The organism is Mesorhizobium sp. Mes31 (assembly GCF_024519675.1).
Taxonomy (GTDB): Bacteria; Pseudomonadota; Alphaproteobacteria; order Rhizobiales; family Rhizobiaceae; genus Mesorhizobium.
Map to the genome: position 1 here is coordinate 1 of NZ_JALJRL010000029.1, position 21355 is coordinate 21355.

General features: G+C 61.4%; 28 protein-coding genes and 1 pseudogene. 10 read left to right on the forward strand and 19 right to left on the reverse strand.

Annotation, left to right across the window (positions count from 1 at the left end; all coding sequences use genetic code 11):
- Positions 1–277 (reverse strand): ABC transporter permease subunit (locus NR193_RS30770; protein WP_256754434.1); only part of this gene is annotated, 277 nt, incomplete at its 3' end.
- Between the two features lie 13 nt (positions 278–290).
- Positions 291–950, reverse strand: a complete 660-nt coding sequence (locus NR193_RS30775; protein WP_256754435.1) for an ABC transporter permease — start codon at positions 948–950, stop codon at positions 291–293.
- A gap of 272 nt (positions 951–1222) precedes the next feature.
- Between NR193_RS30775 and NR193_RS30780 the strand changes: the two genes are divergently transcribed.
- From NR193_RS30780 to NR193_RS30790, 3 genes are all read left to right on the forward strand, one after another.
- Entirely contained in the window at positions 1223–2143 is a 921-nt protein-coding gene (locus NR193_RS30780) for a LysR family transcriptional regulator (RefSeq protein WP_256754436.1), read from the forward strand.
- 195 nt (positions 2144–2338) lie between these two features.
- Positions 2339–2800, forward strand: a complete 462-nt coding sequence (locus tag NR193_RS30785) for an Hsp20 family protein (protein WP_256754437.1) — start codon at positions 2339–2341, stop codon at positions 2798–2800.
- A gap of 634 nt (positions 2801–3434) precedes the next feature.
- Entirely contained in the window at positions 3435–3647 is a 213-nt protein-coding gene (locus NR193_RS30790) for a hypothetical protein (RefSeq protein ID WP_256754438.1), read from the forward strand.
- A 22-nt stretch (positions 3648–3669) separates the two neighbouring features.
- On the opposite strand, the gene NR193_RS30795 is transcribed toward NR193_RS30790, so the two are convergent.
- A complete protein-coding gene (locus NR193_RS30795; RefSeq protein ID WP_256754439.1) occupies positions 3670–3849 on the reverse strand; it encodes a hypothetical protein in 180 nt (59 codons plus the stop codon).
- Positions 3850–4136: 287 nt separating this feature from the next.
- Here NR193_RS30795 and NR193_RS30800 point away from each other — a divergent pair, with 287 nt between their 5' ends.
- Complete coding sequence (locus tag NR193_RS30800; protein WP_256754440.1) at positions 4137–4352, forward strand: hypothetical protein; 216 nt, start codon at positions 4137–4139, stop codon at positions 4350–4352.
- A 27-nt stretch (positions 4353–4379) separates the two neighbouring features.
- On the opposite strand, the gene NR193_RS30805 is transcribed toward NR193_RS30800, so the two are convergent.
- From NR193_RS30805 to NR193_RS30820, 3 genes and pseudogenes are all read right to left on the reverse strand, one after another.
- Positions 4380–4502, reverse strand: a complete 123-nt coding sequence (locus NR193_RS30805) for a hypothetical protein (RefSeq protein ID WP_256754441.1) — start codon at positions 4500–4502, stop codon at positions 4380–4382.
- A gap of 514 nt (positions 4503–5016) precedes the next feature.
- Positions 5017–5159, reverse strand: a pseudogene (locus NR193_RS30815) (zinc-binding alcohol dehydrogenase family protein); the annotation flags it as partial.
- Complete coding sequence (locus NR193_RS30820) at positions 5125–6213, reverse strand: site-specific integrase (protein WP_256754443.1); 1089 nt, start codon at positions 6211–6213, stop codon at positions 5125–5127. The pseudogene NR193_RS30815 and the gene NR193_RS30820, both read right to left, overlap by 35 nt.
- Before the next feature lie 128 nt (positions 6214–6341).
- Here NR193_RS30820 and dusA point away from each other — a divergent pair, with 128 nt between their 5' ends.
- Complete coding sequence (gene dusA / locus NR193_RS30825) at positions 6342–7337, forward strand: tRNA dihydrouridine(20/20a) synthase DusA (RefSeq protein ID WP_256754444.1); 996 nt, start codon at positions 6342–6344, stop codon at positions 7335–7337.
- 16 nt (positions 7338–7353) lie between these two features.
- Here dusA and NR193_RS30830 read toward each other — a convergent pair whose 3' ends face one another.
- Positions 7354–8058, reverse strand: coding sequence for a TIGR02281 family clan AA aspartic protease (locus NR193_RS30830; RefSeq protein WP_256754445.1), 705 nt, complete (start codon positions 8056–8058; stop codon positions 7354–7356).
- Positions 8059–8071: 13 nt separating this feature from the next.
- The gene (locus NR193_RS30835; RefSeq protein WP_256754446.1) at positions 8072–8305 is read right to left on the reverse strand and encodes a DUF1289 domain-containing protein; all 234 of its coding nucleotides are present in this window, start codon (positions 8303–8305) and stop codon (positions 8072–8074) included.
- A 199-nt stretch (positions 8306–8504) separates the two neighbouring features.
- Here NR193_RS30835 and NR193_RS30840 point away from each other — a divergent pair, with 199 nt between their 5' ends.
- Positions 8505–9503: a nicotinate-nucleotide--dimethylbenzimidazole phosphoribosyltransferase gene (locus tag NR193_RS30840; RefSeq protein ID WP_256754493.1), complete on the forward strand. Its 999-nt coding sequence runs from the start codon at positions 8505–8507 to the stop codon at positions 9501–9503.
- 32 nt (positions 9504–9535) lie between these two features.
- On the opposite strand, the gene NR193_RS30845 is transcribed toward NR193_RS30840, so the two are convergent.
- The gene (locus NR193_RS30845) at positions 9536–11056 is read right to left on the reverse strand and encodes a HAMP domain-containing sensor histidine kinase (RefSeq protein WP_256754447.1); all 1521 of its coding nucleotides are present in this window, start codon (positions 11054–11056) and stop codon (positions 9536–9538) included.
- Positions 11057–11131: 75 nt separating this feature from the next.
- On the opposite strand from NR193_RS30845, the gene NR193_RS30850 reads away from it, so the two are divergent.
- The 4 genes from NR193_RS30850 to NR193_RS30865 all read left to right on the forward strand — a co-directional run bounded on the left by NR193_RS30850 (position 11132) and on the right by NR193_RS30865 (position 13675).
- Positions 11132–11755 (forward strand): thermonuclease family protein, encoded by a 624-nt coding sequence (locus NR193_RS30850; protein ID WP_256754448.1) that lies wholly within the window; start codon positions 11132–11134, stop codon positions 11753–11755.
- A 43-nt stretch (positions 11756–11798) separates the two neighbouring features.
- On the forward strand, positions 11799–12410 hold the full coding sequence (locus NR193_RS30855) for a glutathione S-transferase (protein ID WP_256754449.1): 612 nt from the start codon (positions 11799–11801) through the stop codon (positions 12408–12410).
- A complete protein-coding gene (locus tag NR193_RS30860; protein WP_256754450.1) occupies positions 12350–13075 on the forward strand; it encodes a uracil-DNA glycosylase family protein in 726 nt (241 codons plus the stop codon). Before NR193_RS30855 ends, NR193_RS30860 begins: the two co-directional genes overlap by 61 nt.
- 108 nt (positions 13076–13183) lie before the next feature.
- A complete protein-coding gene (locus tag NR193_RS30865; RefSeq protein WP_006205209.1) occupies positions 13184–13675 on the forward strand; it encodes an Lrp/AsnC family transcriptional regulator in 492 nt (163 codons plus the stop codon).
- Positions 13676–13702: 27 nt separating this feature from the next.
- Here the strand turns inward: NR193_RS30865 and NR193_RS30870 are convergent, their stop codons facing one another.
- The 10 genes from NR193_RS30870 to NR193_RS30915 all read right to left on the reverse strand — a co-directional run bounded on the left by NR193_RS30870 (position 13703) and on the right by NR193_RS30915 (position 21254).
- Positions 13703–14275 (reverse strand): DUF3299 domain-containing protein, encoded by a 573-nt coding sequence (locus NR193_RS30870; protein ID WP_256754451.1) that lies wholly within the window; start codon positions 14273–14275, stop codon positions 13703–13705.
- Positions 14276–14337: 62 nt separating this feature from the next.
- Positions 14338–14877 (reverse strand): GNAT family N-acetyltransferase, encoded by a 540-nt coding sequence (locus tag NR193_RS30875; protein WP_256754452.1) that lies wholly within the window; start codon positions 14875–14877, stop codon positions 14338–14340.
- Complete coding sequence (locus tag NR193_RS30880; protein WP_256754494.1) at positions 14874–15587, reverse strand: DNA alkylation repair protein; 714 nt, start codon at positions 15585–15587, stop codon at positions 14874–14876. Before NR193_RS30880 ends, NR193_RS30875 begins: the two co-directional genes overlap by 4 nt.
- A 12-nt stretch (positions 15588–15599) precedes the next feature.
- On the reverse strand, positions 15600–16469 hold the full coding sequence (locus NR193_RS30885; RefSeq protein ID WP_256754453.1) for an NAD(P)-dependent oxidoreductase: 870 nt from the start codon (positions 16467–16469) through the stop codon (positions 15600–15602).
- A 108-nt stretch (positions 16470–16577) separates the two neighbouring features.
- The gene (locus tag NR193_RS30890) at positions 16578–17399 is read right to left on the reverse strand and encodes an ABC transporter permease (RefSeq protein WP_256754454.1); all 822 of its coding nucleotides are present in this window, start codon (positions 17397–17399) and stop codon (positions 16578–16580) included.
- Positions 17396–18115 carry an ABC transporter permease gene (locus NR193_RS30895; protein WP_256754455.1) on the reverse strand — a complete coding sequence of 240 codons (720 nt, stop codon included), beginning with the start codon at positions 18113–18115 and terminating at the stop codon, positions 17396–17398. Before NR193_RS30895 ends, NR193_RS30890 begins: the two co-directional genes overlap by 4 nt.
- Positions 18116–18195: 80 nt before the next feature.
- Positions 18196–18981 carry an ABC transporter substrate-binding protein gene (locus NR193_RS30900; protein ID WP_256754456.1) on the reverse strand — a complete coding sequence of 262 codons (786 nt, stop codon included), beginning with the start codon at positions 18979–18981 and terminating at the stop codon, positions 18196–18198.
- 157 nt (positions 18982–19138) lie between these two features.
- Positions 19139–19648, reverse strand: coding sequence for a molybdopterin-guanine dinucleotide biosynthesis protein B (gene mobB, locus NR193_RS30905; protein ID WP_256754457.1), 510 nt, complete (start codon positions 19646–19648; stop codon positions 19139–19141).
- A complete protein-coding gene (gene mobA / locus NR193_RS30910) occupies positions 19645–20277 on the reverse strand; it encodes a molybdenum cofactor guanylyltransferase MobA (RefSeq protein WP_256754458.1) in 633 nt (210 codons plus the stop codon). Before mobA ends, mobB begins: the two co-directional genes overlap by 4 nt.
- 56 nt (positions 20278–20333) lie before the next feature.
- Complete coding sequence (locus NR193_RS30915) at positions 20334–21254, reverse strand: DMT family transporter (protein WP_256754459.1); 921 nt, start codon at positions 21252–21254, stop codon at positions 20334–20336.
- Positions 21255–21355 lie beyond the last annotated feature (101 nt).

Here is a 21355-nt window from a genome sequence, read left to right on the forward strand (position 1 = left end):
CGCGCAGGATGACCCAGAAGATGCTGGCTCGCACCGCCTCGATCTGAGCGAGGCCATAATAGAGCAGGAACAGTTGAACGAGCATCGGCGTGCCGCGTATGACATAGGTGTATGCCAGCACCGCGAGCGAGAGGCCGGGGCGTCCGAACGCGCGGATGAAAGCCAGCGGCACGGACAAAAGAAATCCGGCCGTCAGCGACAAGACCGTCAGGGTCAATGTGAGACCAACGCCCGAAGGCAGGACAACCATTGCGTCAAGCATCAAGCCGAGGTTCATGGGTCGCTCCCTCCTACCGGCCGAGTGCCGGATAGCGCCGCTCAGCCAGCCGGATCGACAGCAGCGTGACGGTGGTCAGCGAGAGATAGAGAGCGGAGGCCGCAAGGTAGAAGGTCAATGGCGCGCGCAAGGATCCGGCTCCCACATACGCAACGCGCATGATGTCGGTCAGGCCGACGATCGAGACCAGCGCGGTATCCTTGAAGAGCGAAATCCAGAGATTGCCGTAGGCAGGCAGCGCCAGCCGCAGCATCTGTGGTCCGATGACGAACATCCAGCGCTGCCAGGCGTTCAGGCCAAGCGACTTTGCCGCTTCGGTTTGACCCGCTGGCACTGCTGCAATCGCGCCGCGAAACACTTCGGTAGCATAACCGCTGAAAACAACCGAGAGCGCGACAACGCCTGCGGTGAACGCGTTCACTTCCACATACCGGCCGGCGATCTTGCTGGCGAGCGTGGTTCCGCCGAAGTACGTGAGCAGGATAATGAGAAGTTCTGGTACACCCCGGACAACCGTGGTGTAGGCCGTCACGACACGGTTGAGGCGCGGTTGTGCCGTGCCCTTCGAAATCGCCAAAAACAAACCAAATGCCGTACCCAGGCAGCCACTGACAAGGGCCAGGCCTATGGTCACGGTGAGGGCGACAACAAACTGAGTAGCAAAACCACCCATGGGGCGCGTTCCTCGACTCGCAATACCGCAAGATACGCCGGCCTTTGTCACTGAGACCGGGGCGTATAACCCAAGGTTGCGAATTGTTTTATTTGTAATTTGGAGTTAATTGGAGATATTGCCTAATTCTAGCGCTGGAAATTATACACTCAATCTATAATTTTTATTATTTTATCTATAACGCACCGTTATATACTGAGGCGGTTCGTTGCTCCCCAGGTTGGCGTTGTCTGCTTCCAGGGTGGGCGTTATCAGGGAAAGGAGCGCAGGGAATGGAGTTGCTGCAGAGCGACCTGAAGCTCCGTCAACTGAAGGTCTTCCGAGAAGTGTTGCGGGCCGGTTCGACAAGGCGAGCAGCGGTTGCGCTCGGGATAAGCCAGCCGGCCGTCAGTCAACATGTGAAGCAACTCGAGACCACGCTTGGCATCACACTCTTCAAGAGATCAGCCAACCGCATCGTCCCCTTGCAGGAAGCTTGGGAACTCCTGCGAAACGTAGAACTTGCCCTGACGTCGCTGGATCGCCTGGAAGCGTCGATCTTCGCGATGAAGAACGAGGAAAAGCAACGGATTGCGATTGCCGCGCCTTCTGTTTTCGGTTTCGTCACCTTGCCCAAGGTCGTGGCGATCATCCACTCAAAGACCGCTTCGAATGTCCGGTCAATTTCGGGAAGTTACGAGCAGATTGGCGAACACGTCCTGGCTGGCCGCGCAGATCTTGGAATCTCGAGACTGCCGCTGGACCCAAGTCTGTTTGAATGGGCGCCGCTTGGATCAGCGCGCAACGTATGCATTTTCCATCCCGATCATCGGTTCTCAAAACAGACCTGTATCGAGGCCCAAGACCTGGCAGGCGAAACGATCATCGATATCGATCCCCAGTTCGCCGCCCACCAAATGAACTTCAATGCCTTGCGCTTCGCCGGCGTTGAGCCGGACATCCTGGTGGAATTCGATTGCAATGGTCACGAAGCCGGATACGTTTCGGCTGGCCTAGGCATTTCGATAACCAATGAGATCATTGCGCGTGAATATGCTGCGTTTCACTTGGGAATAAAGCCAGTGGAGCCTTCCGCGCTCTATCACTACGTTGCGATTTGGCAGAAGGGCAGGACCTTTTCCAACGCATTAAATGTATCGCTCGAGGCGATCATCACTGCGTTTTCCACGGGGCCGTCAGGAGGGAGCGCGTAGCCTCAAGAAGCGTCGGCAAGAATGAGTAGAAATAGCGATTTCAGGATCCTCGAAATTTTTTGTAATTGGCCTCTTGAAGCCGTTTTAGTCGCCGCCTAACTCATTTGCCGTCGAGGCCGTATGGCTCGGCAAGATCGGCGGCGCCGCATGGGGCGGCGTCCCTTGTACCCATGTTGCTTCAAGGAGAATGTGGCTATGAGAACCTTTGACTCTCTGTATCGCACCACTGTTGGTTTCGACCGTCTGTTTGACATGCTCGACAGCGGCACGCGGACCGACTGGCCGCCCTACAACATCGAGAAGGTCGGTGAGAACGACTACCGCATCGCCATGGCGATCGCGGGGTTCAGCCCGGACGAGGTTGAGCTGACCCAGCATGGCCCGGAACTGGTTGTCGTGGGCCAGAAGGCCGATGACCAGAGTGGACGCCAGTTACTCCACCAGGGGATTGCCTACCGCAGCTTCAGGCAGTCGTTCAGGCTGGCCGACCACATGAAGATCAAGGCGGCGACCCTTGAGAACGGCCTCCTCGCCATCGACATCGTCCGGGAAATCCCCGAGGAACTGAAGCCGCGCCGCATCAGCATCGGGTCCGGCGAGGCTGCTGCGAGCAAGCAGATCTCGCAGGACACGGAACGCGCGCGCAAAGCCGCCTGATCATCGTAACCTCAATCAACTGCGGTCGCCTCCCGGTCTCGGCCGGGGGGCCCAGATTGCGGAGATCGGAGATGAACACACGATATCAGACACCGACACATTCCTCGCCAAAACTTGGCAAGCTCGAGGCTGTTTTCTGCCTGCTCGATGATCCCGCCAAGGTGGTCAACCATCCGCGTCTCTGCCATGCAGAGAAGCGGGCGTTGCTCGCGTCGTGGGCATCCGACGCTTACGCGGTTGAGAATCAGCCGGCTCTACGCCGGCTAGACAACGGGACTTTGGTCCCTGTCGAGCGCATTCTGAGCGCCTTAAAGGCTTTGGATGAGATGCCCGAGGCGGGGGAGACCCGAATCCACGCTTGGAGGTCCTCTTCGCGCCGTGGCGCGCCCTGGCGACGGAGCGGCCGGTTCTTCGGCCACGATGACGACAATGACCCGCCACCGTGTCCGGCATCAGTAGCGCCGCGTCCGCGCGCGCCAGGAGGAGTGGGCGCAATGGCCGGCGTCGAACTCGCGTATGCCTGAGTTTCTGTTTGCACATTTGCTCGGCTGCCTCGGCAGGGGCAGCCGAACTCGGCACACTCGCGGGTGAGCCCCGAGGTTAGGGAAGTCGCTAAAACTGCTAACGGGAGCGGATGACAATTTCAAAGCGCACATATCGTCTCCAGATCATGCTGAAGGCCGAAGAACTCGCGGTTCTCGACGCCTGGCGCTTCGACAGACGAATGCCGAGCCGGTCCGACGCGGTGCGGGAGTTGCTTCGCCTTGGTCGAGATACACCCGGCCAAGACAGGGATCGGCCTGAAAAATCCGTGGATTTTGGTGTTATCGATTCGCCGGTCGATTGAGCCGCACACGGCCTGCTGGCGCTTACCGAAGACGCTGGTCGTATATCAGGCGTGCTTCGCGCAGCAGTGAATTGCGGTCCGTGCCAAGCATTCCGATGAGGTCTCGTGCCTGCGCCTCCGAGATTCCGGTGTCCTTGGCAAGGTGAACTGCAAGCCTGCTCCGATCCGCCAGCCGAGCGCCTTCCTCTTTGTCGTCGCCCATGGTGAGACGTCCCTTCTCACGTTGTAGTGCAACCCTCATAGGCCGAACGTATCCCACACGCATTTCGTTCCGCCTGGTTGAAGAGAAGGTGCTGTGCAACCCTGCCTGACCGCCGATGGTCCGGAGAGCAACTGCAAGAGGGTGTAATGGCGCCGCAGGATTGCTGAGGCCCGGCCTCTTGCGGGAGCGGGCCGTCGCGCTAGATGACGCGCGGCGGTCCTCCGGTGAAGTTACTGGACCTCAGCCGTGGTGGGCGCTAAAGCGGGCTGACAGGAGGGCCAAGCCCAATGGACGCCAAGAGGCTCGACCACAAGCTCGACTGCAAGGCGTGCGGGACAGTCCAGTTGGACATCCCCGATAACGCCACTGACAATACGCCCATCCATTGCAGCAACTGCGGCCGCTACCTCGGCGACTGGGGGGAACTGCAGGACGACTTCCACAGGCAAGCCGGCGATGCGCAAGCTTTCGACCTGAACCATGGCAACATCATCAAAAAGTAGCGCTGAGAAGGCAAAGTCTCTTGTCGATCAATGCGGCTTCCTCGGCCCCGGTGACACCTCGGCCAAGTCGAGGAGCGCGTCCAGGGCACCGGTCATGTCGCGCACCACCTCCACGGAATTCCTTTGCAGCACCGTTACGTCAGTTTCCATGCCCTCGGTGGCATGCCGATAAAGTTGCTAGGCAATGCCGGACAGGCGCCCCATGTTATGGGCGATGGTCTTGCACAGTTGCATGGCGTCGTCGTGTGTCACGGGGATATCCTCTCCATGGGATTATTTCGGCCTGGGCAATTGGTGCGGAGCGGCCGCTGTCTCATCGCCTTGACAGGACGCTACGCTCGATAAGACATCTGAGCCGTTCGCGATCGAGAGCCGCGATGTTGCAATTGCCGAGATGTCTTTGGAGCATAACGAGTGCCGCGGCCTTGGAGCGGCGAGGGGACGTGATTGCGGATGTGATTGTTGAAAAAGCGGCCGTTAGCAAACGCAGACTGAAACGCGGCAACGGCCTCAAGTGGTACCTCCAAGAACTCGTAGTGCTTCCCGCCGGCTGCCCGCCAGGGTTGCTGACGCCGATCGTGGGCGACGGCCTGTTCGAGCATGGCGGCCACTTCCGTGCCACAGGTTGCGCAAGAAGCTGCCGGCGACGTCGGTGAGCCGCCAATACGTCGAAGCGATCGAACAGCATCTCCCAGGCCGTGAGCGCCGTCAGCGGTAGAGCCGCAGCGGCACCGCCGACAGCGACGCCGGGGCCGGTCCGACGATGCGTTCGTCAACCAGTTGCAGCTCGGCACTCGAGCGATGTCTGTTGAAGCCTCGCCGCGATCAGATGAAGTTGCTCCGGCCTCAAATGGGTATAGCGGCGTAGCATCTTCCAATCCTTGTGCCCGGTGACCATCGCGACCTGCTCAATGGTGAAGCCAGCTTCGAACAGGCGACTTGTGCCTTCGTGACGCAGGTCGTGGAAGTGCAGATCCTCGATCTTAAGTTCATGACAGGCACGTCGGAAGGCAGTTCCGGCCGATTTCCCATTGTAGGGGAAGATGCGTCCCTTTCCCTCAGTGGAAAAACGCTGCTCTTCGAGGATCGCGCGGGCGTCGTAACCACTCACATCGAGGAGCGGAATACGCATGTGATTGCCCTTCTTGTGGCGTGGGTCCTTGCGATCTCGTATCAGCAGGGTGTTGTTGCGGTCATTGAGGTCCTCCCACGTAGCGTTGCAGATTTCCCCGAGCCGCATTGCGGTTGCGATCGCAAAGCGGATGATCTTGTCGACGGGGATAATCTGGAAGTTGTTTCCTCTGAAGTATCGGATCAGGGCCTCTATCTCGTCAAGCGTCGGTCGCCGATCGCGCTCGTTACCCTTGCCAACAAGACCCAAGCGGGTGAGGGCGACACGACCAAGTTCCACCGGCTCCGCTGAATAAGGCAGTCCATGCACAGCCGCGCCGTGCACCAGCAATGTCCGGATGTATCCGATGTCTATTCCAACGGTGACAGGTCCGGCGCCTTCCTCGGCTCGTTCCTTGCCGAACTTTATGACCTGTTCGCGATTGAGATCCGCGATGTTGAGCCTTCCGAGCCTGGCTCGTAGCAGGTCCAGGCTGAATGCCTTCGAACGCCCGGTCGCCTTGCCAACTTCCGCCATATCGGCGATATGCAGGTCGATCAGGTCGGAGACCGTTTTGATCCCGTCCTTGTGCTTGGGAGCAGGCTTCTGACCCAGGTCGATTTCTCGCTCAATTCGGCGCGCCCACATCTCGGCGTCCTTGCGGAGCGAGAAGCTGGTGCTGAGGTAGTGACCCTTGCAGCGAACCTGCACACGCCACTTGCCGGAAGCCAACTTGTTGATGGATGCCATAGGTGGTCTCTTTTTCGTGCACGCTGTGTGCACAGGGAGGAGTACAAAATGCGAAAACTGACGGATATCGTGTCGTACAAACGGCGAACGTGTGCACGTTTTAAGGCCCTGAAAATACGAGAAAAAGCGTGATAAATCAAGCTCATAGGATTTCCGTTGCGCCTATGATGGACTGGACGGACCGGCATTGCCGGTTCTTCCATCGCCAGCTGACGAGCCGTGCGCTGCTCTACACCGAGATGGTGGTCGCCGACGCGATCATCCAGGGCGCGCGCGAGCGGCTGCTTGGCTTCGATGAGGCGGAACATCCGGTCGCGCTGCAGCTCGGCGGCTCGGATCCAGGCAAGCTTGCCGAGGCGGCGCGCATTGGCGAAGCCTTCGGTTATGACGAGATCAACCTCAATGTCGGCTGTCCGTCCGACCGCGTCCAGTCTGGTACGTTTGGCGCCTGCCTGATGAAGGTGCCTGATCTCGTCGCCGACTGCGTCGCGGCGATGAAAGCGGCGGTGACAATTCCCGTCACCGTCAAATGCCGGATCGGCGTCGACGAGCAGGATCCCGAGCCGGCGCTCGATGCGCTGGCGGATGGTGTTTTTGATGCCGGCGCCGATGCGTTGTGGGTGCATGCGCGCAAGGCGTGGCTGGAAGGGCTCAGCCCCAAGGAAAACCGTGACATCCCGCCGCTCGACTACGGCCGTGTTTACCGGTTGAAGTGCAGAAAACCGAACGAATTCATTGGCATCAATGGCGGCATTCAGTCGCTTGAAGAGGCGCGGGCGCACCTCGATCATGTCGACGGCGCCATGCTTGGCCGCGCCGCCTACCACACGCCCGGCATTCTGGCCGGCGTCGATGCCGCCTTCCATGGCGTCAAGTCCGATGCGTTCGATTTCGCCGCGCTGATCGACAGGATGGCGGACTATGCGGCACACCATATCGAGCAGGGCGGCCGGCTTGGCCATGTCACCCGCCATATGGTCGGGCTGTTCCACGGATTGCCCGGCGCGCGCCGCTATCGCCAGATCCTGTCCACCGACGCGAGCCGGCCCGGCGCCGGACCGGATGTGCTGAAGAGGGCTTTCGCCGCCGTTGAATTCAGTGGAGCGGCGGCCGAAGCGGCCTGACACGTCAAGGCTGGCTTCAATCCCTGAGGATCATGCGGTCGCCGCGCACGTCGAAGCCCGACAGCGAGCCGATGAAGTTCATACCGAGCAGGCTCTGGCTGAGCATGCCTGGTGCTGCGACCATCACCGACATGTCCTTGCGCACGATGCCGCCGATCGCCACCTCGTCGGTTTTTACGGCGGCGGCGCGCGCCATGCCGTTGGCGGTCGAGACCGGTATGGTGTAGTTGAGCACCGCTGGATTGAACCCGGCGGCTTGCGCGTCCTCCGACGTCAGCACGGTGCTGGTCGCGCCGGTATCGACAACGGCCCGCACCGGATTGCCGTTGACCAGGATTCTCGCTTCGAAGTGACCATTGTCGGCCTTGTCGAGCGTCACCGTGGCGTGGCCATCTTCAATGCCCAGGGCGAGCGGACTGCCGGGAACAAGACCCGCGGTCACCCGGCTGGCAATATCCTGCAGTTCGTAACGATACTGGTAGCCGGCGATCAGCACGAGCACGATTGCCGCCCAGGCGCCGAGGTTGCGGGCCATGGCGCCCAACGGTCGACCCGACCGGAGCAGACCGGCGCCGATAAGAGCGCCAAAGGCGCCAAGCCAGATCAGCCGGCCGAAATCGTAATTCTCGACCCCGAGCGTGCTGCCGCCGGAATCGTTGAACATCAGCAGGACCGTTCCCACCCCGATCGCCGCCATCAGTATCCAGAACAGCCGGTTCATCCGCGTGGGCGCCTCACGAAATCGCGTCGCGTTCGCGCGCCATGCGGGTGCGGCGCGTTTCGCGACGTGGCCGGCGCTCGACCGTCTCCAGGCGGGCAGGCAATTCGGCCATGACACTGCGGCGCGTTTCCGGCGTCATCCCCATCCAGGCGCCGATTTCCTCGCGCGTGCGGCCACAACCGAAACAGAAGCCGGTTTTCATGTCGATCGAACAGACCAGGATGCACGGGGATTCGATGGCCGTCATGACTTTCTCTTGAGGGCTTCCTGCCGGAATCCCTTGTTCCATCTCCACATGGTGCAACCGCAAAGCCAATGCAAGCCCTCGCGATTGCGCCTTCCGGGAACACCTTTGCGGCAAATGCAGGACGATGATCCGAGAGGTTGTGCCGACCACGCAACGCGGCTATGCCGCTCACCAACTCCATGGAATGATCGCCAACGACATGACCAGCACGCTGCCCTTCGATGATTTTCGCAACCTGCTGGCCAACTTGCCGGCGGCCGACACGACAGCCGAGGCCCGTGTGCGCACGCTGTTTGCCAAGGCCGACAAGCCCAGGAATTCACTTGGCCGCATCGAGGACATTGCCGCCTGGCTGGCCGCCTGGAGCGGCCGTGCTCCGCCCGCGGTGACGAGACCGTTGATGGCGGTCTTTGCCGGCAACCACGGCGTCACTCGCCACGGCATTTCGCCTCGGCCGGTGGCGGCGACCGCCAATGCGGTCGAGCTTTGCGCTGCGGGAGGTGCTGCGATCAACCAGATCTGCATCGCCAATGATCTCGGCTTGAAGGTTTTCGATCTTGCCCTGCACATCCCGACCGCTGACATCAGCGAGGATGCAGCGCTCGATGAGCGCGGCTGCGCCGCCACCATGGCCTTCGGCATGGAAGCGATCGCGGGCGGCACCGATCTGCTTTGCCTCGGCGATCTCGGCGTCGGTAACTCCACCATCGCCGCCGCCCTGTTTGCGGCGCTGTTCGGGGGCAGGGGCGTCGACTGGGTCGGTCCGGGGTCGGGTGCCGAGGCGGCTATGCTGGCACGCAAGGCTGACGTGGTCGATGCGGCGCTGGCCTTTCACGGCGGCCATCTCGGCGACCCGCTGGAGGCGCTGCGCCGGGTCGGCGGCCGCGAGTTCGCGGCGATAGCCGGCGCCATCCTCGCCGCGCGGATGCAGAAGATCCCGGTTCTGCTCGACGGGTTTGCGGCAACGGCCGCCGCGGCGGTGCTGCATGCCGCCAACTCCGCAGCCCTCGACCATTGTCTTCTCGCCAGCCTGTCGCCGGAGCCCGCGCATCGGCGCGCCGCTGAGCGTCTTGGTCTGCGCCCGTTGCTCGATCTTGGCATAAGCCATGGCGAAGGGGCAGGGGCCGCTCTTGCCGCAGGTCTGGTCAAGGCGGCGGCGCTGACCAGTTCGGGCATGGCCGCGGCTGTTCGTGGCTAGGCACCGGCAAGGCTACGTCGGGACGGCTTCCGTTACCGCCGGCGCGCCGCCACCGCCGCGGTCGGCAGCGCGGGCAGCTCTTCCATCACCCGGCTGAGCGGGAAGATGGCGATCGCTTCCGTGCCCTCGCGCAGCTTGGAGTGAAGTTCGAACTCGCCGCCATGCATGGCTAACAACCCTTGCACGATCGGCAGGCCAAGACCTGTGCCTTGCTCGGCACTCTTGATGGCGATCGAGCCCTGGCCGAAGGCCGAGAGCACAATCGGAATCTCGTCCTCGGGTATGCCGGGACCGTTGTCCTTGACCGAAATGTATTGACCGCCGCCAGCCGTCCAGCCGACGCGAACGCGAATTTCGCCGCCCGTGGCGGTGAACTTGATGGCGTTCGACAGAAGGTTGAGCGTGATCTGCCGCACCGCCCGCTCATCGGCGAACAGACGCGGCAACTCGTGCTCGAAATCCTGGACAATGCGGATATCCTTGTTGCGCGCCTTCAGTTCCATCATGTGGCAGCAATCCTCGACGATGTTGAGCAGCATCAACGGCTCCTCGTTGAGCTGGTAGCGGCCGGCCTCGATGCGAGACAGGTCGAGGATCTCGTTGATCAGGTCGAGCAGATGCTGGCCGGATTCATGCACGTCATGGGCGTAGTCGCGATAGGTGGGGTTGCTCATCGGCCCCAGCACCTCGTTCGACATCACCTCGGAAAAACCGAGAATGGCGTTGAGTGGCGTGCGCAGTTCGTGGCTCATCGAGGCGAGGAACCGCGACTTCGCCAGATTGGCATCCTCTGCCCGCCGCCGCGCCTCGTCCGACATCGATTTCGCCGTCTCCAGTTCGGCGATCAGCGCATCCTTTTCGGAGCGGAACGACAGCAGCATCAGGGAGGAGCGGTTGAGGTGGCGGGACACATGGGCGAAGAAGGGCAGCGACACGATCAGCAGCCCGGCCATGATCGCCTCGACCGGCATCCACAGCTTGACCACGGCATAGGCATAGAGCGCTACCGGAACCGCAAAGGTCGCCAACAACGCGCCGCGCAGGGATGAAGCCATGACCGCGGTCGCCGCCATGGTGAACAGCAGTACCACCGCCTTGACCACCTGGAACTGGTCGACCTGGCAGGCACCGCAGCCAAGCCAGACGAACCAGCCCCAGCCGAGGCCACACAGGAAATGGCCGATCAGGAATTCCCGTCGTGTTTGCAAGGGGTTGAGCTCGGATGCTTCCGCACGCTCAACGCGCCGCGCCATGAAGGCGACGATGGTATAGCAGGTCAGCGTGAACAGCGCCCAGGGGCCGATCTCGTTGCCGACGCCGGCAAGCCGACCGGCTGCCGCGATCGCCAGGACGAGAAGCGGGATGGCGATGGCACCGCTTGTCATGGCGCGGGCGTGGAGCTTCAGCAGTTCGCGATCGAAATCGGGATTGCCGGCCTGCTGCGAAAGACGGTCGCGCGTCTTGCGCACCGCGCGCGCGACATCGCTGTTGCGATGGCGTTTCCTGCGGTCCACAATGAACTTGTCCGCTGTGTTCGAGCGTTGCAAGGGCATCAAAACTTCAATTTATGCGAGCAGCGGTTTCCAAGTGTTAAGCTACGTTCGAATGATTAACCAACCGTTTGCCATATGAGCCGTTCATGGGCCCCAGGGCCGCGCCGGCGATACGCCGCGCCACGTCAAAGAAGCTTGTGGCGCCGGCTGGTGGACTACGGGCTTACCGTCGTCATTCTTGGATTGCTGATCCTGCTCGCGGCTCGCCTCGACCGGGTCGAAACCCGCAGGACGGAGGGGGCTGCAATCGTCAATGACGGCGATTCGATCACGCTCGGCACCGAGCGCATCCGCATGCGTGGAATCGATGCCCCGGAGTATTCGCAGACCTGCCGCAAGAATGGCGCCGACTATCCTTGCGGGACGCTTGCGCGCCAATCGCTGGTGCGGCTGATCGCCGGCAAGCCCGTTTCCTGCACCGGCTGGCAGCGTGACCGCTATGGCCGGCTGCTTGTCGACTGCACCGCCGGCGGCAAGGATCTCAACCGTGCGCAGGTCGAGGCGGGTTGGGCCGTTGCCTATGGCGACTACGAGAGCGAGGAAGCCAGCGCCCGCGCGGGAAAGGCCGGCATCTGGGCGGGCACATTCGACCAACCGCAGGACTGGCGCGACAGCCATCACGGCCAAGTCGTTGAAAGAAAGCACGGCACGCTGGCGTCGATCGGCGATGCCGTGCGCGAGATTTTCCGCTTCTGGTGATCGCGCATCCTGTAACTGGACCGAGAACGAACGGGAGGATGGAATGAAGCTCTTCGACGGCGGCCGGGCGCCCAATCCACGGCGAGTGCGCGTTTTCCTGGCCGAGAAAGGCATCACGGTGCCGCTGGTGCCCGTCGACATGGGCGCGCTGGAGCACAAAGGCCAAGCGGTCAGTTCGCGCAACCCCCTGCAACGCCTGCCGGTGCTGGAGCTCGACGACGGCACCGTCATCACCGAATCCATTGCTATCTGCCGCTATTTCGAGGAGCTGCATCCGGAGCCGGCCCTGTTCGGACGCGGCGCCCTCGGCAAGGCACAGGTCGAGATGTGGCAGAGACGGATGGAATTCAACCTGCTCAGCTGCGTCGCGCAGGCCTTTCGTCACATCCACCCGGCCATGAAGGAATGGGAAATCCCGCAGATTGCCGAATGGGGCGAGGCCAACAAGCCGAAGGCCGTGGAGTTCCTCAGGATCCTGGACAGTGAACTGGACAGCCGGGAGTTCATAGCCGGCGACAGCTATTCGATCGCCGACATCACAGGCCTGATCGCCGTCGACTTCATGAAACCGGCACGCATCAGGGTGCCGGAAGAATGCACCAATGTGTTGCGCTGGCATCAGGCGGTTTCGAGCCGGCCGAGCGCCGCCGCCTGACCATGATCTTGAAAAGTAGAAGCCGGTTTTCGGACAAGGCCATGGCCGACCAGGATGCGCTCGACAGTTTTGCAGCGACGGTTCGCGCCTGCCGGATCTGCGTCGAAGATCCGATCGGCAAGCCGTTGCCGCACGAGCCACGGCCAGTGCTGCGACCCTCGTCCAACGCCCGCATCCTGATTGCCAGCCAGGCGCCGGGAACCAAGGTGCATATCACGGGCATGCCGTTCACCGATGCCTCCGGCGACCGCCTGCGCAGCTGGCTCGGGGTGGCATGCGACGAATTCTACGACATCGAGAAATTCGCCATCGTGCCCATGGGCTTCTGCTTTCCCGGCCAGAACGCCAAGGGCGGGGACTTGCCGCCGAGGCGCGAATGCGCTCCCGCCTGGCGCGCGCCTTTGATGTCCTTGATGCCACGGATCGATCTGGTGCTGACGATCGGCATCTACGCGCAGTCCTGGCATATGGGTGCCGCGCGCCGACCCTCGCTGACGGAAACGGTGATGGACTGGCGTACCATCTGGGAGAGTTCCGCCGGTCCGAAAGTGCTGCCACTGCCACATCCATCATGGCGAAACACCGGCTGGTTGAAGAAGAACCCATGGTTTGAAATGGATTTGCTGCCTTTCCTGCGATCGGAAATCCGCTATCGCCTTGGTTGACCTTTCAGCAAGAAATCACTCGCTTTTCCACCAATCGGCAGAATTTCTTTCTTGTGAAAGGCCCTGACAAGGCGGAATATAGCCAATCTATTCCCTTGGGAGCACGAAATGGACCGCCTCGATAGAAAAATTCTCCGCCTCTTGCAGGAGGATGCGACACTCGCGGTCGCCGACGTCGCCAAGAAGGTCGGGCTGTCGACGACACCTTGCTGGCGGCGCATCCAGAAGCTCGAGGAGGAGGGCGTCATCAAGCGGCGCGTCGCTATCCTCGACCACGAAAAGGTCAATGTGCGGGTCACCGTCTTCGTGTCGATCCGCACCAACTCGCACAGCCATGAATGGCTGCGGCGCTTCTCCGAGGTCATCCAGGAATTCCCCGAGGTGGTCGAATTCTACCGCATGAGCGGCGACGTCGACTATCTCCTGCGCGTGGTGGTGCCCGATATCGCCGCCTATGACGCGTTCTACAAGCGTCTGATCGCCAAGATCGAGATCCGCGACGTGTCGTCGTCGTTTGCCATGGAGCAGATCAAGTACACGACCGAAATCCCGCTCGACTACATGGTGCTGGACAAGGAATCGGGCGCCAACGCCGCCTGAGCATGGCCTCACACAGGATCGTCCTGCTTAGTTCTTCTTTTTGTTGAGGAAACTCCACGGTGAGTTGACCGGTAGCGTGATCGTGTCCGGCACATTGTCGACGCTCACCACATCCGCCTTGCGTACCATATAGCCCGACTGGATGACACTGACGCCGTCGAGGATGAAAAGCTGGCTCTTCTCCATCCCGGGCGTCAGCGTGCCGGTGACGGCAACCGGCTGATAAGCCTCCGACATCTTGTAGGGATGGGCTGGTGTGACCAGCACAATCTGATTGGGCGGCGGGGTCGGCATATGGCTGCAGGCGCCCGTCCATGGCACCAGCAGGAACTGATAGACAAGGTCGCCGTCGCGATCGACCGGCAATGCATAGCCGGCCAACTGGATGGTCTTGTCCCGCAGGTCGACGGAGAGCGTTTCACCATGATCTGGCATCCTGGCCGCGATCATCGGCAGCCCGGCGTTTTCGGCTGCGGCTTGCGTCGCCGGGCGCAGATCCTTCCAGAAAATGTGCGCGGTCTCGGCCGAGGCATCGGCGGCGGCAACGGACACCAACAACGCGGTGGCGAGCGCCATGGTTGATTTGAGACGGTGGCTCATTGGCTGATCCGTTCCGGGGCCGCTCCCTTTGAAGTCAAGTAAAGCCGCCGCCACCAATGACGTCAACGGACGAGCCGCATCACATGTCGGCGAGAACCGGCCATGCCGGTCTCGTGGAACCCGCGCGCGGCAAACATCGACTTGAAGCCCATGAAGCGGAAGCTGGGCGAATCCGGATCGACCGGATAGGCCTCGACAGCGGCTGCGCCGCTCTTGAAGGCGTGATCGACGGCGGCCTCAAGCAAACGAGCGCCGATGCCGACAGCACGGTGAGGGCGAGCGACGAAGAAGCAGACGATGGACCAAATGTCCTTCTCATTGTCGTTCTGATCCGGCGACAACTTTCTGAATGAAAGGCGTGGCGCAACGGAGCACCAGCCGACGACTTCCTCACCGGCGCGCGCGATGATGCCCACTGGTGTTCCCGCCGCGATAGTCGATTTCATCGCCCGCTTCTTGTCGGCACCGCTGCTCGACTGACGGCCGGCAAGCTCCCGCCAACTCATGCACCAGCAGTATTTCGGGCCACCGGACTGTTCGAACAGCGTCTCGAAGTCCGGCCATGTCTGACTGGTGACAGGAACGAAATCCAGGTCGATCATGTTTTGGGCATCGTCCTTGCCGACAGCCGCTCGAGCGTTTTGCGGGCGGTGAGCTCCTTGACGGCATCCTTGCCGATCCAGCGCGCCGTCTTGTCCGCCGAGGCTGTCAGCTTTTGCGCCAGGGCAAGGGCAGGGCCGTACAGGTTCAAGGACCGCTTGCCGATCTGCCGCAGCGCCCAGTTCACCGCTTTCCTGACGAAGTTGCGCGGATCGCCGGCATGAGCCTCGATCAGCGGCAGATAATTCAAGAAGGTTGCGTCCGGCTCCTTCTTCAGATGCACCGTTGCCCATGCCAGCATGGCAAACGCGGTTCGGCGGACGAATTCGCGCTCATCCGTGGCGAACTCGTCGATAAGGTCGCGCCAGAAAGGCGTTGCGGCAAACAGGTCCGAGACGCTGTCTACGACCTCCCAGGAATCGAAGTCGCCCGCCCAGCGGCGGCATTCTTCGATGGTGATCTTTTTCGGCTCGCCGGTGAACGCCGCCATTAGCCGCGCCTCGCGAATGCCGCTGTCCCATAGCACCAGAGCCCGCTCGTGGTTGCGCTTCACCTTGCGCGCCAATGGCCGCAAATGCGAATTGCTGATGCCGAGCGCGGTCGCGATGTTGATGCCGAACCGCGCCATGCCGGGGAAATTTTCGGGAGCGCGCAATGCCTTTAGATGGGCAACGATGTCATCGGCCGTCCAATCTGGATCTGGCTGAGACATGGCAGCCAAGGGCTATTTCTCCAGCCGCGCCAGCAGCGAGGACGTATCCCAGCGCTTGCCGCCCATCGCCTGCACATCCTTGTAGAACTGATCGACAAGTGCGGTCACCGGCAGCTTGGCGCCGTTGCGGTCGGCCTCGTCCAGGCAGATACCGAGATCCTTGCGCATCCAGTCGACGGCGAAGCCGAAATCATACTTGCCGGCATTCATCGTCTTGTGGCGATTCTCCATCTGCCAGGACCCGGCAGCACCCTTGGAAAGCACCTCGATCACCTTCTCGATGTCGAGCCCGGCCTTCTTGCCGAAATGGATGCCTTCCGACAGGCCCTGCACCAGCCCGGCGATGCAGATCTGGTTGATCATCTTGGTAAGCTGGCCAGCGCCTGCGGAACCCATCAGGCCCACCATGCGGGCAAAGGCATCGATGACGGGCCTGGCCTTGTCGAAGGCTTCCTGGTCGCCGCCGACCATGACAGTGAGAACGCCGTTCTCGGCACCGGCCTGGCCGCCCGAGACCGGAGCATCGAGGAATGAAAAGCCGCGTGCTTCCGCCGCCGCCGCCAGTTCACGCGCCACCTCGGCCGAGGCGGTGGTGTTGTCGATGAAAACCGACCCTTTCTTCATCGATTTGAAGGCGCCGTCCGGACCTGTCGTCACCGAACGCAAATCATCGTCATTGCCGACGCAGGAAAAGACGAAATCCTTGCCCTCGGCCGCCTCCGCCGGCGTTACAGCGAAGCTGCCGCCGTGTTGGCCAACCCATTGCTCGGCTTTCGCTTTGGTGCGGTTGTAGACGGTGACGTCGTGGCCTCCCTTGTTCCTGAGGTGCCCGGCCATTGGATAGCCCATCACGCCAAGACCGAGAAATGCCACAGATGCCATAAGCTTGCCCTTCAATGAAAACGGAATTTGCTGCGAAAGCTCTAGGCTCTGCGCTCAATTCGTCAAGACGCGTACCGGCTGATCTACTGGTACAGCCGAATGAACCGGTCAGCGTTTCAAATGGATGGTGATCCGGCGCTCGATCCATTCGATCGCGTGGCGCAACAACTCGACCATGACAAGATACACCAAGGCCACCCAGATATAGGCCTGGATGTCAAAGCTGTTGGCGAAGGCGAGCTTTGCGTTACCCATCAGGTCGTAAACGGTGATGATGGCGACGATCGCCGAAGCCTTGACCATCAGGATCAGCTCGTTGCCATAGGGCCGCAAGGCGACGATCAAGGCCTGCGGCAGGATGATCTTGCGCAGCGTCTGCAGCTTGTGCAGGCCGAGCGAAGCAGCCCCTTCCCATTGCCCCCTGGGCACGCTCTCGATGGCCCCGCGCAGGATCTCGGCCTGGTAGGCGGCGGTGTTGAGCGCAAAAGCGAAGACGCCGCAGTTGAAGGCGTCTTTGAAAAAATCCCAGAGGCCGACCATTTGAAGTTGCGGTCTGAACGAGCCCAGCCCGTAGTAGACCAGAAAGGTCTGAACCAGCAGTGGCGTGCCGCGGAAGAAGTAGACGTAACAATAGGCAAGGCCGGACAGAATGCGGTTCCTGGACATACGCCCATAGGCAACGGGCATAGACAGAATCGCGCCAAGCACCATCGAAATGGCAACCAGCGACAGGGTGACGCCGAGGCCCTGCAGGTAGGCCGGCGCATATTTGGCAAAGAAGGCGGCGTTCCAGGCAAAGAAGAGGTAGCTGACGATACCGAGGCCGAAGGCTATCCACACGCCGACCAGCGCATAGCCGACGATGCGCCCGCGCTGCCATCCGCGCGCTCGTGGTGGTGGCCGTTCGACCATGGTGGCTGTGGAGCTCATCGTTGTGCCTCCCGTTTGCCGAGCGAGCGCAGAATCGCGCTGGTCGCGAACGATGACACGACAGCCAGACCTAGAAAGACCAGAGCCGCCAGGCTGTAAAACAGGAACGAATGCTTGGTGACGCGAGCAGCCACACCAGCGTTGCGCAGCGTCTCGGCAAGACCGACGACCGAAACCAGGGACGTGTCCTTGAGCAGGCTAAGCCAGCAGTTCTCCAGACCGGGGAACGCGATGCGAAGCAGTTGCGGCAAGATCACCTTGCGCATGGTCTGCCATTTGGACAGGCCAATGGAATAGCCACCCTCATATTGCCCTTTCGGGATGGCGCGAAAGGCCGACAGGAAAACCTCGCTGGCGTAGGATGAGAAGATCAGCGCGAGCACGATCATCCCGGCGAAGAAGCTGTTGACGTCTATGGTCGCTTCGGGACGGAAATATCGGATGAGGTGTTGCAGCAGGATCGGCATGCCGAAGAAGAACAGGAAGAGCGTCACCAGTTCCGGCAGGCCACGAAAGACCGTGGTGTAGATGTTGGCGGCCAGCCGCAGCGACGGCTCTTCGGACTGCTTGCCCATCGCGACAAAGAAGCCAATCGTCAAACCGATAGGAAGCGTCGCCAGTGCAAGAAGGACCGTCACAATGACGCCATAAGCAATATCATCAAGCCAGCCGTCAGGTCCCCAACTGAGAAGTGTCCATATGCTCTGAGCTGGCATTGACAGGTCTTATCCCCACGGCGTTACCAAGATGAATAGAAAGACGGCGGGGAATTTCCCCGCCGTCTTGATCCTGTCTATCAGGACTCGGCGCCGAAGACGTCGAACTTGAAGTACTTGTCGTTGATTTCCTTGTATTTTCCATTGGCGCGGATGGCGTCGATGGCGGCATTGAGCTTGTTGACCAGGTCGGTCTCGCCCTTGCGCACGGCAATGCCGGCGCCCGGCCCGAAGATATCGACCGGTTGCGGCGACGGCTGGCCGAGAATCTTGCAGCAGGCGCCATCAGGCGAATCCAGCCACTGCTGCAGCACGACGATATCGTCCTCGATGGCGTCGAGGCGACCATTGGCAAGATCTGCCTGCTCCTCGGGGCTGCTCGGATACCCCTTCACGGTGCTGTCGGTGAAGGTCTTCGTGGCATAGTTGAAATGCGTGGTCGTGGTGGCGACGCCGACGGTCTTGCCGGCGAGATCTTCCTTGGTCACGCCCTTCAGCGTGCTGTCCTTAGGCACGGCGAGCGCCGACGGCGTGTTGTAGTATTTGTGGGTGAAGTCGACCTTCTCCTTCCGCTCCGGCGTGATCGACATCGAGGCGACGATGGCATCGAACTTGCCGGCCTGAAGCGCCGGGATAATGCCGTCCCAATCCTGGGCGACGAAGGTGCACTTGACCTTCATTTCATCGCAAAGCGCCTTGGCGATGTCGATGTCAAAGCCGACAAGCTGGCCATCGGAAGTCAGGTTGTTGAATGGCGGGTAGGCGCCTTCGGTGCCGATCCTCAGGGTCTTCTCCTGGGCCTGGGCTACGCCGAGCGTCAGCAGCGCAGCCGATGCGGCAAGCGCGATACGCAGTGCAATACGCATGATAGTCCTCTCTTTATGTCCCGGCCGTCGTTCCGAAACGGCTCTGTGGGGCGGTGCTTTTGACCGCCCGCTGAGGCGATACTCCCACTCTTTCCAAGAAAAAAGCAACCGCAAAACCACAAAAATAGGCAATGCTATTCTGCCGCTGCGTTACCTCTCAAGCAACGAGCCCGGTGGCGCGCTCGATGAAGTCGGCTATCGACTTTGTATCGTCGAGATCGAACACCGGCAGGCTTTCGCCCTCGGTCGTGAAGTCGGCGGCTACGGCAACGATGGCCGGATCACTTGCCGAAAGCGGTGTCCGGTCCTTCGCTTCCCGCCGGCGGGTTTCTATCTTGCGGTGAGCCTCGCGCTTGTAGCCCTCGACCAGCACGATGTCGCAAGGCGCGAGCCGCGACAGAACCGCCTCCAGCGTCGGCTCATCCTCGCCGCGCAGTTCGTGCATCAGCGCCCAGCGAACACCGGAGACGATCGCGACTTCCATGGCACCGGCCTGCCGGTGACGAAAGCTGTCGGCCCCAGGCTTGTCGATGTCGAAGTCATGATGGGCATGTTTCACCGTGGAGACCTTCCAGCCGCGCCGGACAAGCTCGGTGACCAGTTTCTCGGTCAAAGTCGTCTTGCCGGAGTTCTTCCAGCCGGTGATGCCGAAAACGCGTCTGTTCATGGTTCCATGCTCTGCAACAGACGCTCGGCCCGGACAAGATCATCAGGCTCGTTGATATTGAAGAAAGGGTCGATCGGTTGGGCCGCGGATTGCGGAACGGGGAAGTCCACGTCGACAAAATCATGCCGCTCGATGAAGGCCGAAACCCGCCTGTTGTCCTCGTCGACCAGAAAGCGCCGCAAGGCGTCGCGACAATCGGTCGGCCAGAGCGTGAAGGTCGGGTGCCGCTTGCCGGCCGAGCAAGCAACGGCAATTGAACCGGAGCGCTGATCGATGGCTGCCGCCAGCCGTTCGACAAGATCCAGCGGCAGGAACGGCGTGTCGCCGGCAGCGGTGACGATTGCCTTGCAAGCGGTGTTGGCGATGGCCCATTCGAGGCCGGTCAGGATCCCGGCAAGCGGCCCGGCAAAGCCGGTGACCGTATCGGCAAGCACCGGCAGTCCAAAGCGGGAGAAACGCGCCGGGTCGCCATTGGCGCTGAGCGCCAGGGGCGCCACCTGCGGGGCAAGACGCAAGATGACATGGTCGAGCAGGCAGCCGCTGCCAAGCGGCAACAGGCACTTGTCGCCACCACCCATGCGTCTTGATCGGCCACCGGCCAGAATGATCCCCACAACATCTCGCTTCATGCCATCGAGCCTGTACGCCAGCCGCCGGGAATCACAAGAACCTTCCACGGAGCCAGCTAGATTCCGTCCGGTACCATCGTCGGCCCGGTGCTTTCGGCGACGATCTTTCGCCGTCCGACGATCCGCTCGCGGTAGAGCGCATAAAGGCCGGAGCCGATGATGATGGTGGCGCCGATGACCATCGGCAGGTCGGGAACGTCGGCGAAGATGAAGAGGCCAAGCAGGATCGACCAGATAAGGGCCGTATAGCGGAACGGTGCGATGAAGGAGATGTCGCCCACCCGCATCGCCATGATGATGGACTGGTAGCCGATGAGCACGAGCACCGCGGCGAGCGCCAGCAAGGCCGTGCTTTTCCCTGTCATCGGTGTCCAGCCGCCCATCGGCGACAACAGCAGCGCGCCGACGATGGTCATGGCAAATGCGGTGGCGGTCGAAACCAGAAGGGTCGGGATAGCCTTGGGAATCCTCTTGGTGGCGAGATCGCGCACCGCGCAACATGCCACGCAGGCCAACGCGACCAGGGAATAGACGCTGAACCCTTCGAAGCCCGGCCGCACGATGACCAGAACGCCGACAAATCCGATGGCGATGGCCAACCAGCGCCGCCAGCCGACACCTTCCCTGAAGACAAGCGCCGCGCCCATCGTCACCGCCAGCGGCAGCGCCTGCAGGACTGCCGAGACGGAGGCGATCGGTAAATGGGCGAGCGCGATCAGGAACGTCACCGTGCCTCCGGCTTCGCCGAGGACGCGCAGTGCCACCAGCGGGTCCAGCATCGAGCGCAGCCGGACAAGAGCACCGCGCTGCCAGGCAAGCGAGCCGACGAAAAGGGTGGCAAATACTCCTCTGACCAGCATGACTTGCGCCATGTTCATCGATTGCGACGAGTATTTGGTAATGGCGTCGTTGAGGGTGAAGCCGGCCATCGCCACCACCATGAGCAATGCGCCGCGAAGATTTGGAGAAAGGGGCAAGACAACTACCGGTTCTGCTCTGTAGCAAGCCTGTAGCAGCCGGGGCTGAAACAGCAATGGCAAAGGACTGGGCCACGGTCTTGCCGCGGCCCATAAAACCC

Excerpts from the sequence above, each read along its gene's own strand:
- NR193_RS30805 (WP_256754441.1), bottom strand. The coding sequence starts at position 4,502 with ATGGAAACTGACGTAACGGTGCTGCAAAGGAATTCCGTGGAGGTGGTG.
- NR193_RS30835 (WP_256754446.1), bottom strand. The coding sequence starts at position 8,305 with ATGACGGCCATCGAATCCCCGTGCATCCTGGTCTGTTCGATCGACATG.
- mobA (WP_256754458.1), bottom strand. The coding sequence starts at position 20,277 with ATGAAGCGAGATGTTGTGGGGATCATTCTGGCCGGTGGCCGATCAAGA.
- NR193_RS30790 (WP_256754438.1), top strand. The coding sequence starts at position 3,435 with ATGACAATTTCAAAGCGCACATATCGTCTCCAGATCATGCTGAAGGCC.
- NR193_RS30850 (WP_256754448.1), top strand. The coding sequence starts at position 11,132 with ATGAGCCGTTCATGGGCCCCAGGGCCGCGCCGGCGATACGCCGCGCCA.
- NR193_RS30895 (WP_256754455.1), bottom strand. The coding sequence starts at position 18,115 with ATGCCAGCTCAGAGCATATGGACACTTCTCAGTTGGGGACCTGACGGC.
- NR193_RS30780 (WP_256754436.1), top strand. The coding sequence starts at position 1,223 with ATGGAGTTGCTGCAGAGCGACCTGAAGCTCCGTCAACTGAAGGTCTTC.
- NR193_RS30870 (WP_256754451.1), bottom strand. The coding sequence starts at position 14,275 with ATGAGCCACCGTCTCAAATCAACCATGGCGCTCGCCACCGCGTTGTTG.
- NR193_RS30900 (WP_256754456.1), bottom strand. The coding sequence starts at position 18,981 with ATGCGTATTGCACTGCGTATCGCGCTTGCCGCATCGGCTGCGCTGCTG.
- NR193_RS30830 (WP_256754445.1), bottom strand. The coding sequence starts at position 8,058 with ATGAACCGGCTGTTCTGGATACTGATGGCGGCGATCGGGGTGGGAACG.
- NR193_RS30800 (WP_256754440.1), top strand. The coding sequence starts at position 4,137 with ATGGACGCCAAGAGGCTCGACCACAAGCTCGACTGCAAGGCGTGCGGG.
- NR193_RS30875 (WP_256754452.1), bottom strand. The coding sequence starts at position 14,877 with ATGATCGACCTGGATTTCGTTCCTGTCACCAGTCAGACATGGCCGGAC.
- mobB (WP_256754457.1), bottom strand. The coding sequence starts at position 19,648 with ATGAACAGACGCGTTTTCGGCATCACCGGCTGGAAGAACTCCGGCAAG.
- NR193_RS30865 (WP_006205209.1), top strand. The coding sequence starts at position 13,184 with ATGGACCGCCTCGATAGAAAAATTCTCCGCCTCTTGCAGGAGGATGCG.
- NR193_RS30880 (WP_256754494.1), bottom strand. The coding sequence starts at position 15,587 with ATGTCTCAGCCAGATCCAGATTGGACGGCCGATGACATCGTTGCCCAT.
- NR193_RS30845 (WP_256754447.1), bottom strand. The coding sequence starts at position 11,056 with ATGCCCTTGCAACGCTCGAACACAGCGGACAAGTTCATTGTGGACCGC.
- NR193_RS30820 (WP_256754443.1), bottom strand. The coding sequence starts at position 6,213 with ATGGCATCCATCAACAAGTTGGCTTCCGGCAAGTGGCGTGTGCAGGTT.
- NR193_RS30785 (WP_256754437.1), top strand. The coding sequence starts at position 2,339 with ATGAGAACCTTTGACTCTCTGTATCGCACCACTGTTGGTTTCGACCGT.
- NR193_RS30860 (WP_256754450.1), top strand. The coding sequence starts at position 12,350 with ATGCACCAATGTGTTGCGCTGGCATCAGGCGGTTTCGAGCCGGCCGAG.
- NR193_RS30890 (WP_256754454.1), bottom strand. The coding sequence starts at position 17,399 with ATGAGCTCCACAGCCACCATGGTCGAACGGCCACCACCACGAGCGCGC.
- NR193_RS30795 (WP_256754439.1), bottom strand. The coding sequence starts at position 3,849 with ATGGGCGACGACAAAGAGGAAGGCGCTCGGCTGGCGGATCGGAGCAGG.
- NR193_RS30885 (WP_256754453.1), bottom strand. The coding sequence starts at position 16,469 with ATGGCATCTGTGGCATTTCTCGGTCTTGGCGTGATGGGCTATCCAATG.
- NR193_RS30840 (WP_256754493.1), top strand. The coding sequence starts at position 8,505 with ATGACCAGCACGCTGCCCTTCGATGATTTTCGCAACCTGCTGGCCAAC.
- NR193_RS30855 (WP_256754449.1), top strand. The coding sequence starts at position 11,799 with ATGAAGCTCTTCGACGGCGGCCGGGCGCCCAATCCACGGCGAGTGCGC.
- NR193_RS30775 (WP_256754435.1), bottom strand. The coding sequence starts at position 950 with ATGGGTGGTTTTGCTACTCAGTTTGTTGTCGCCCTCACCGTGACCATA.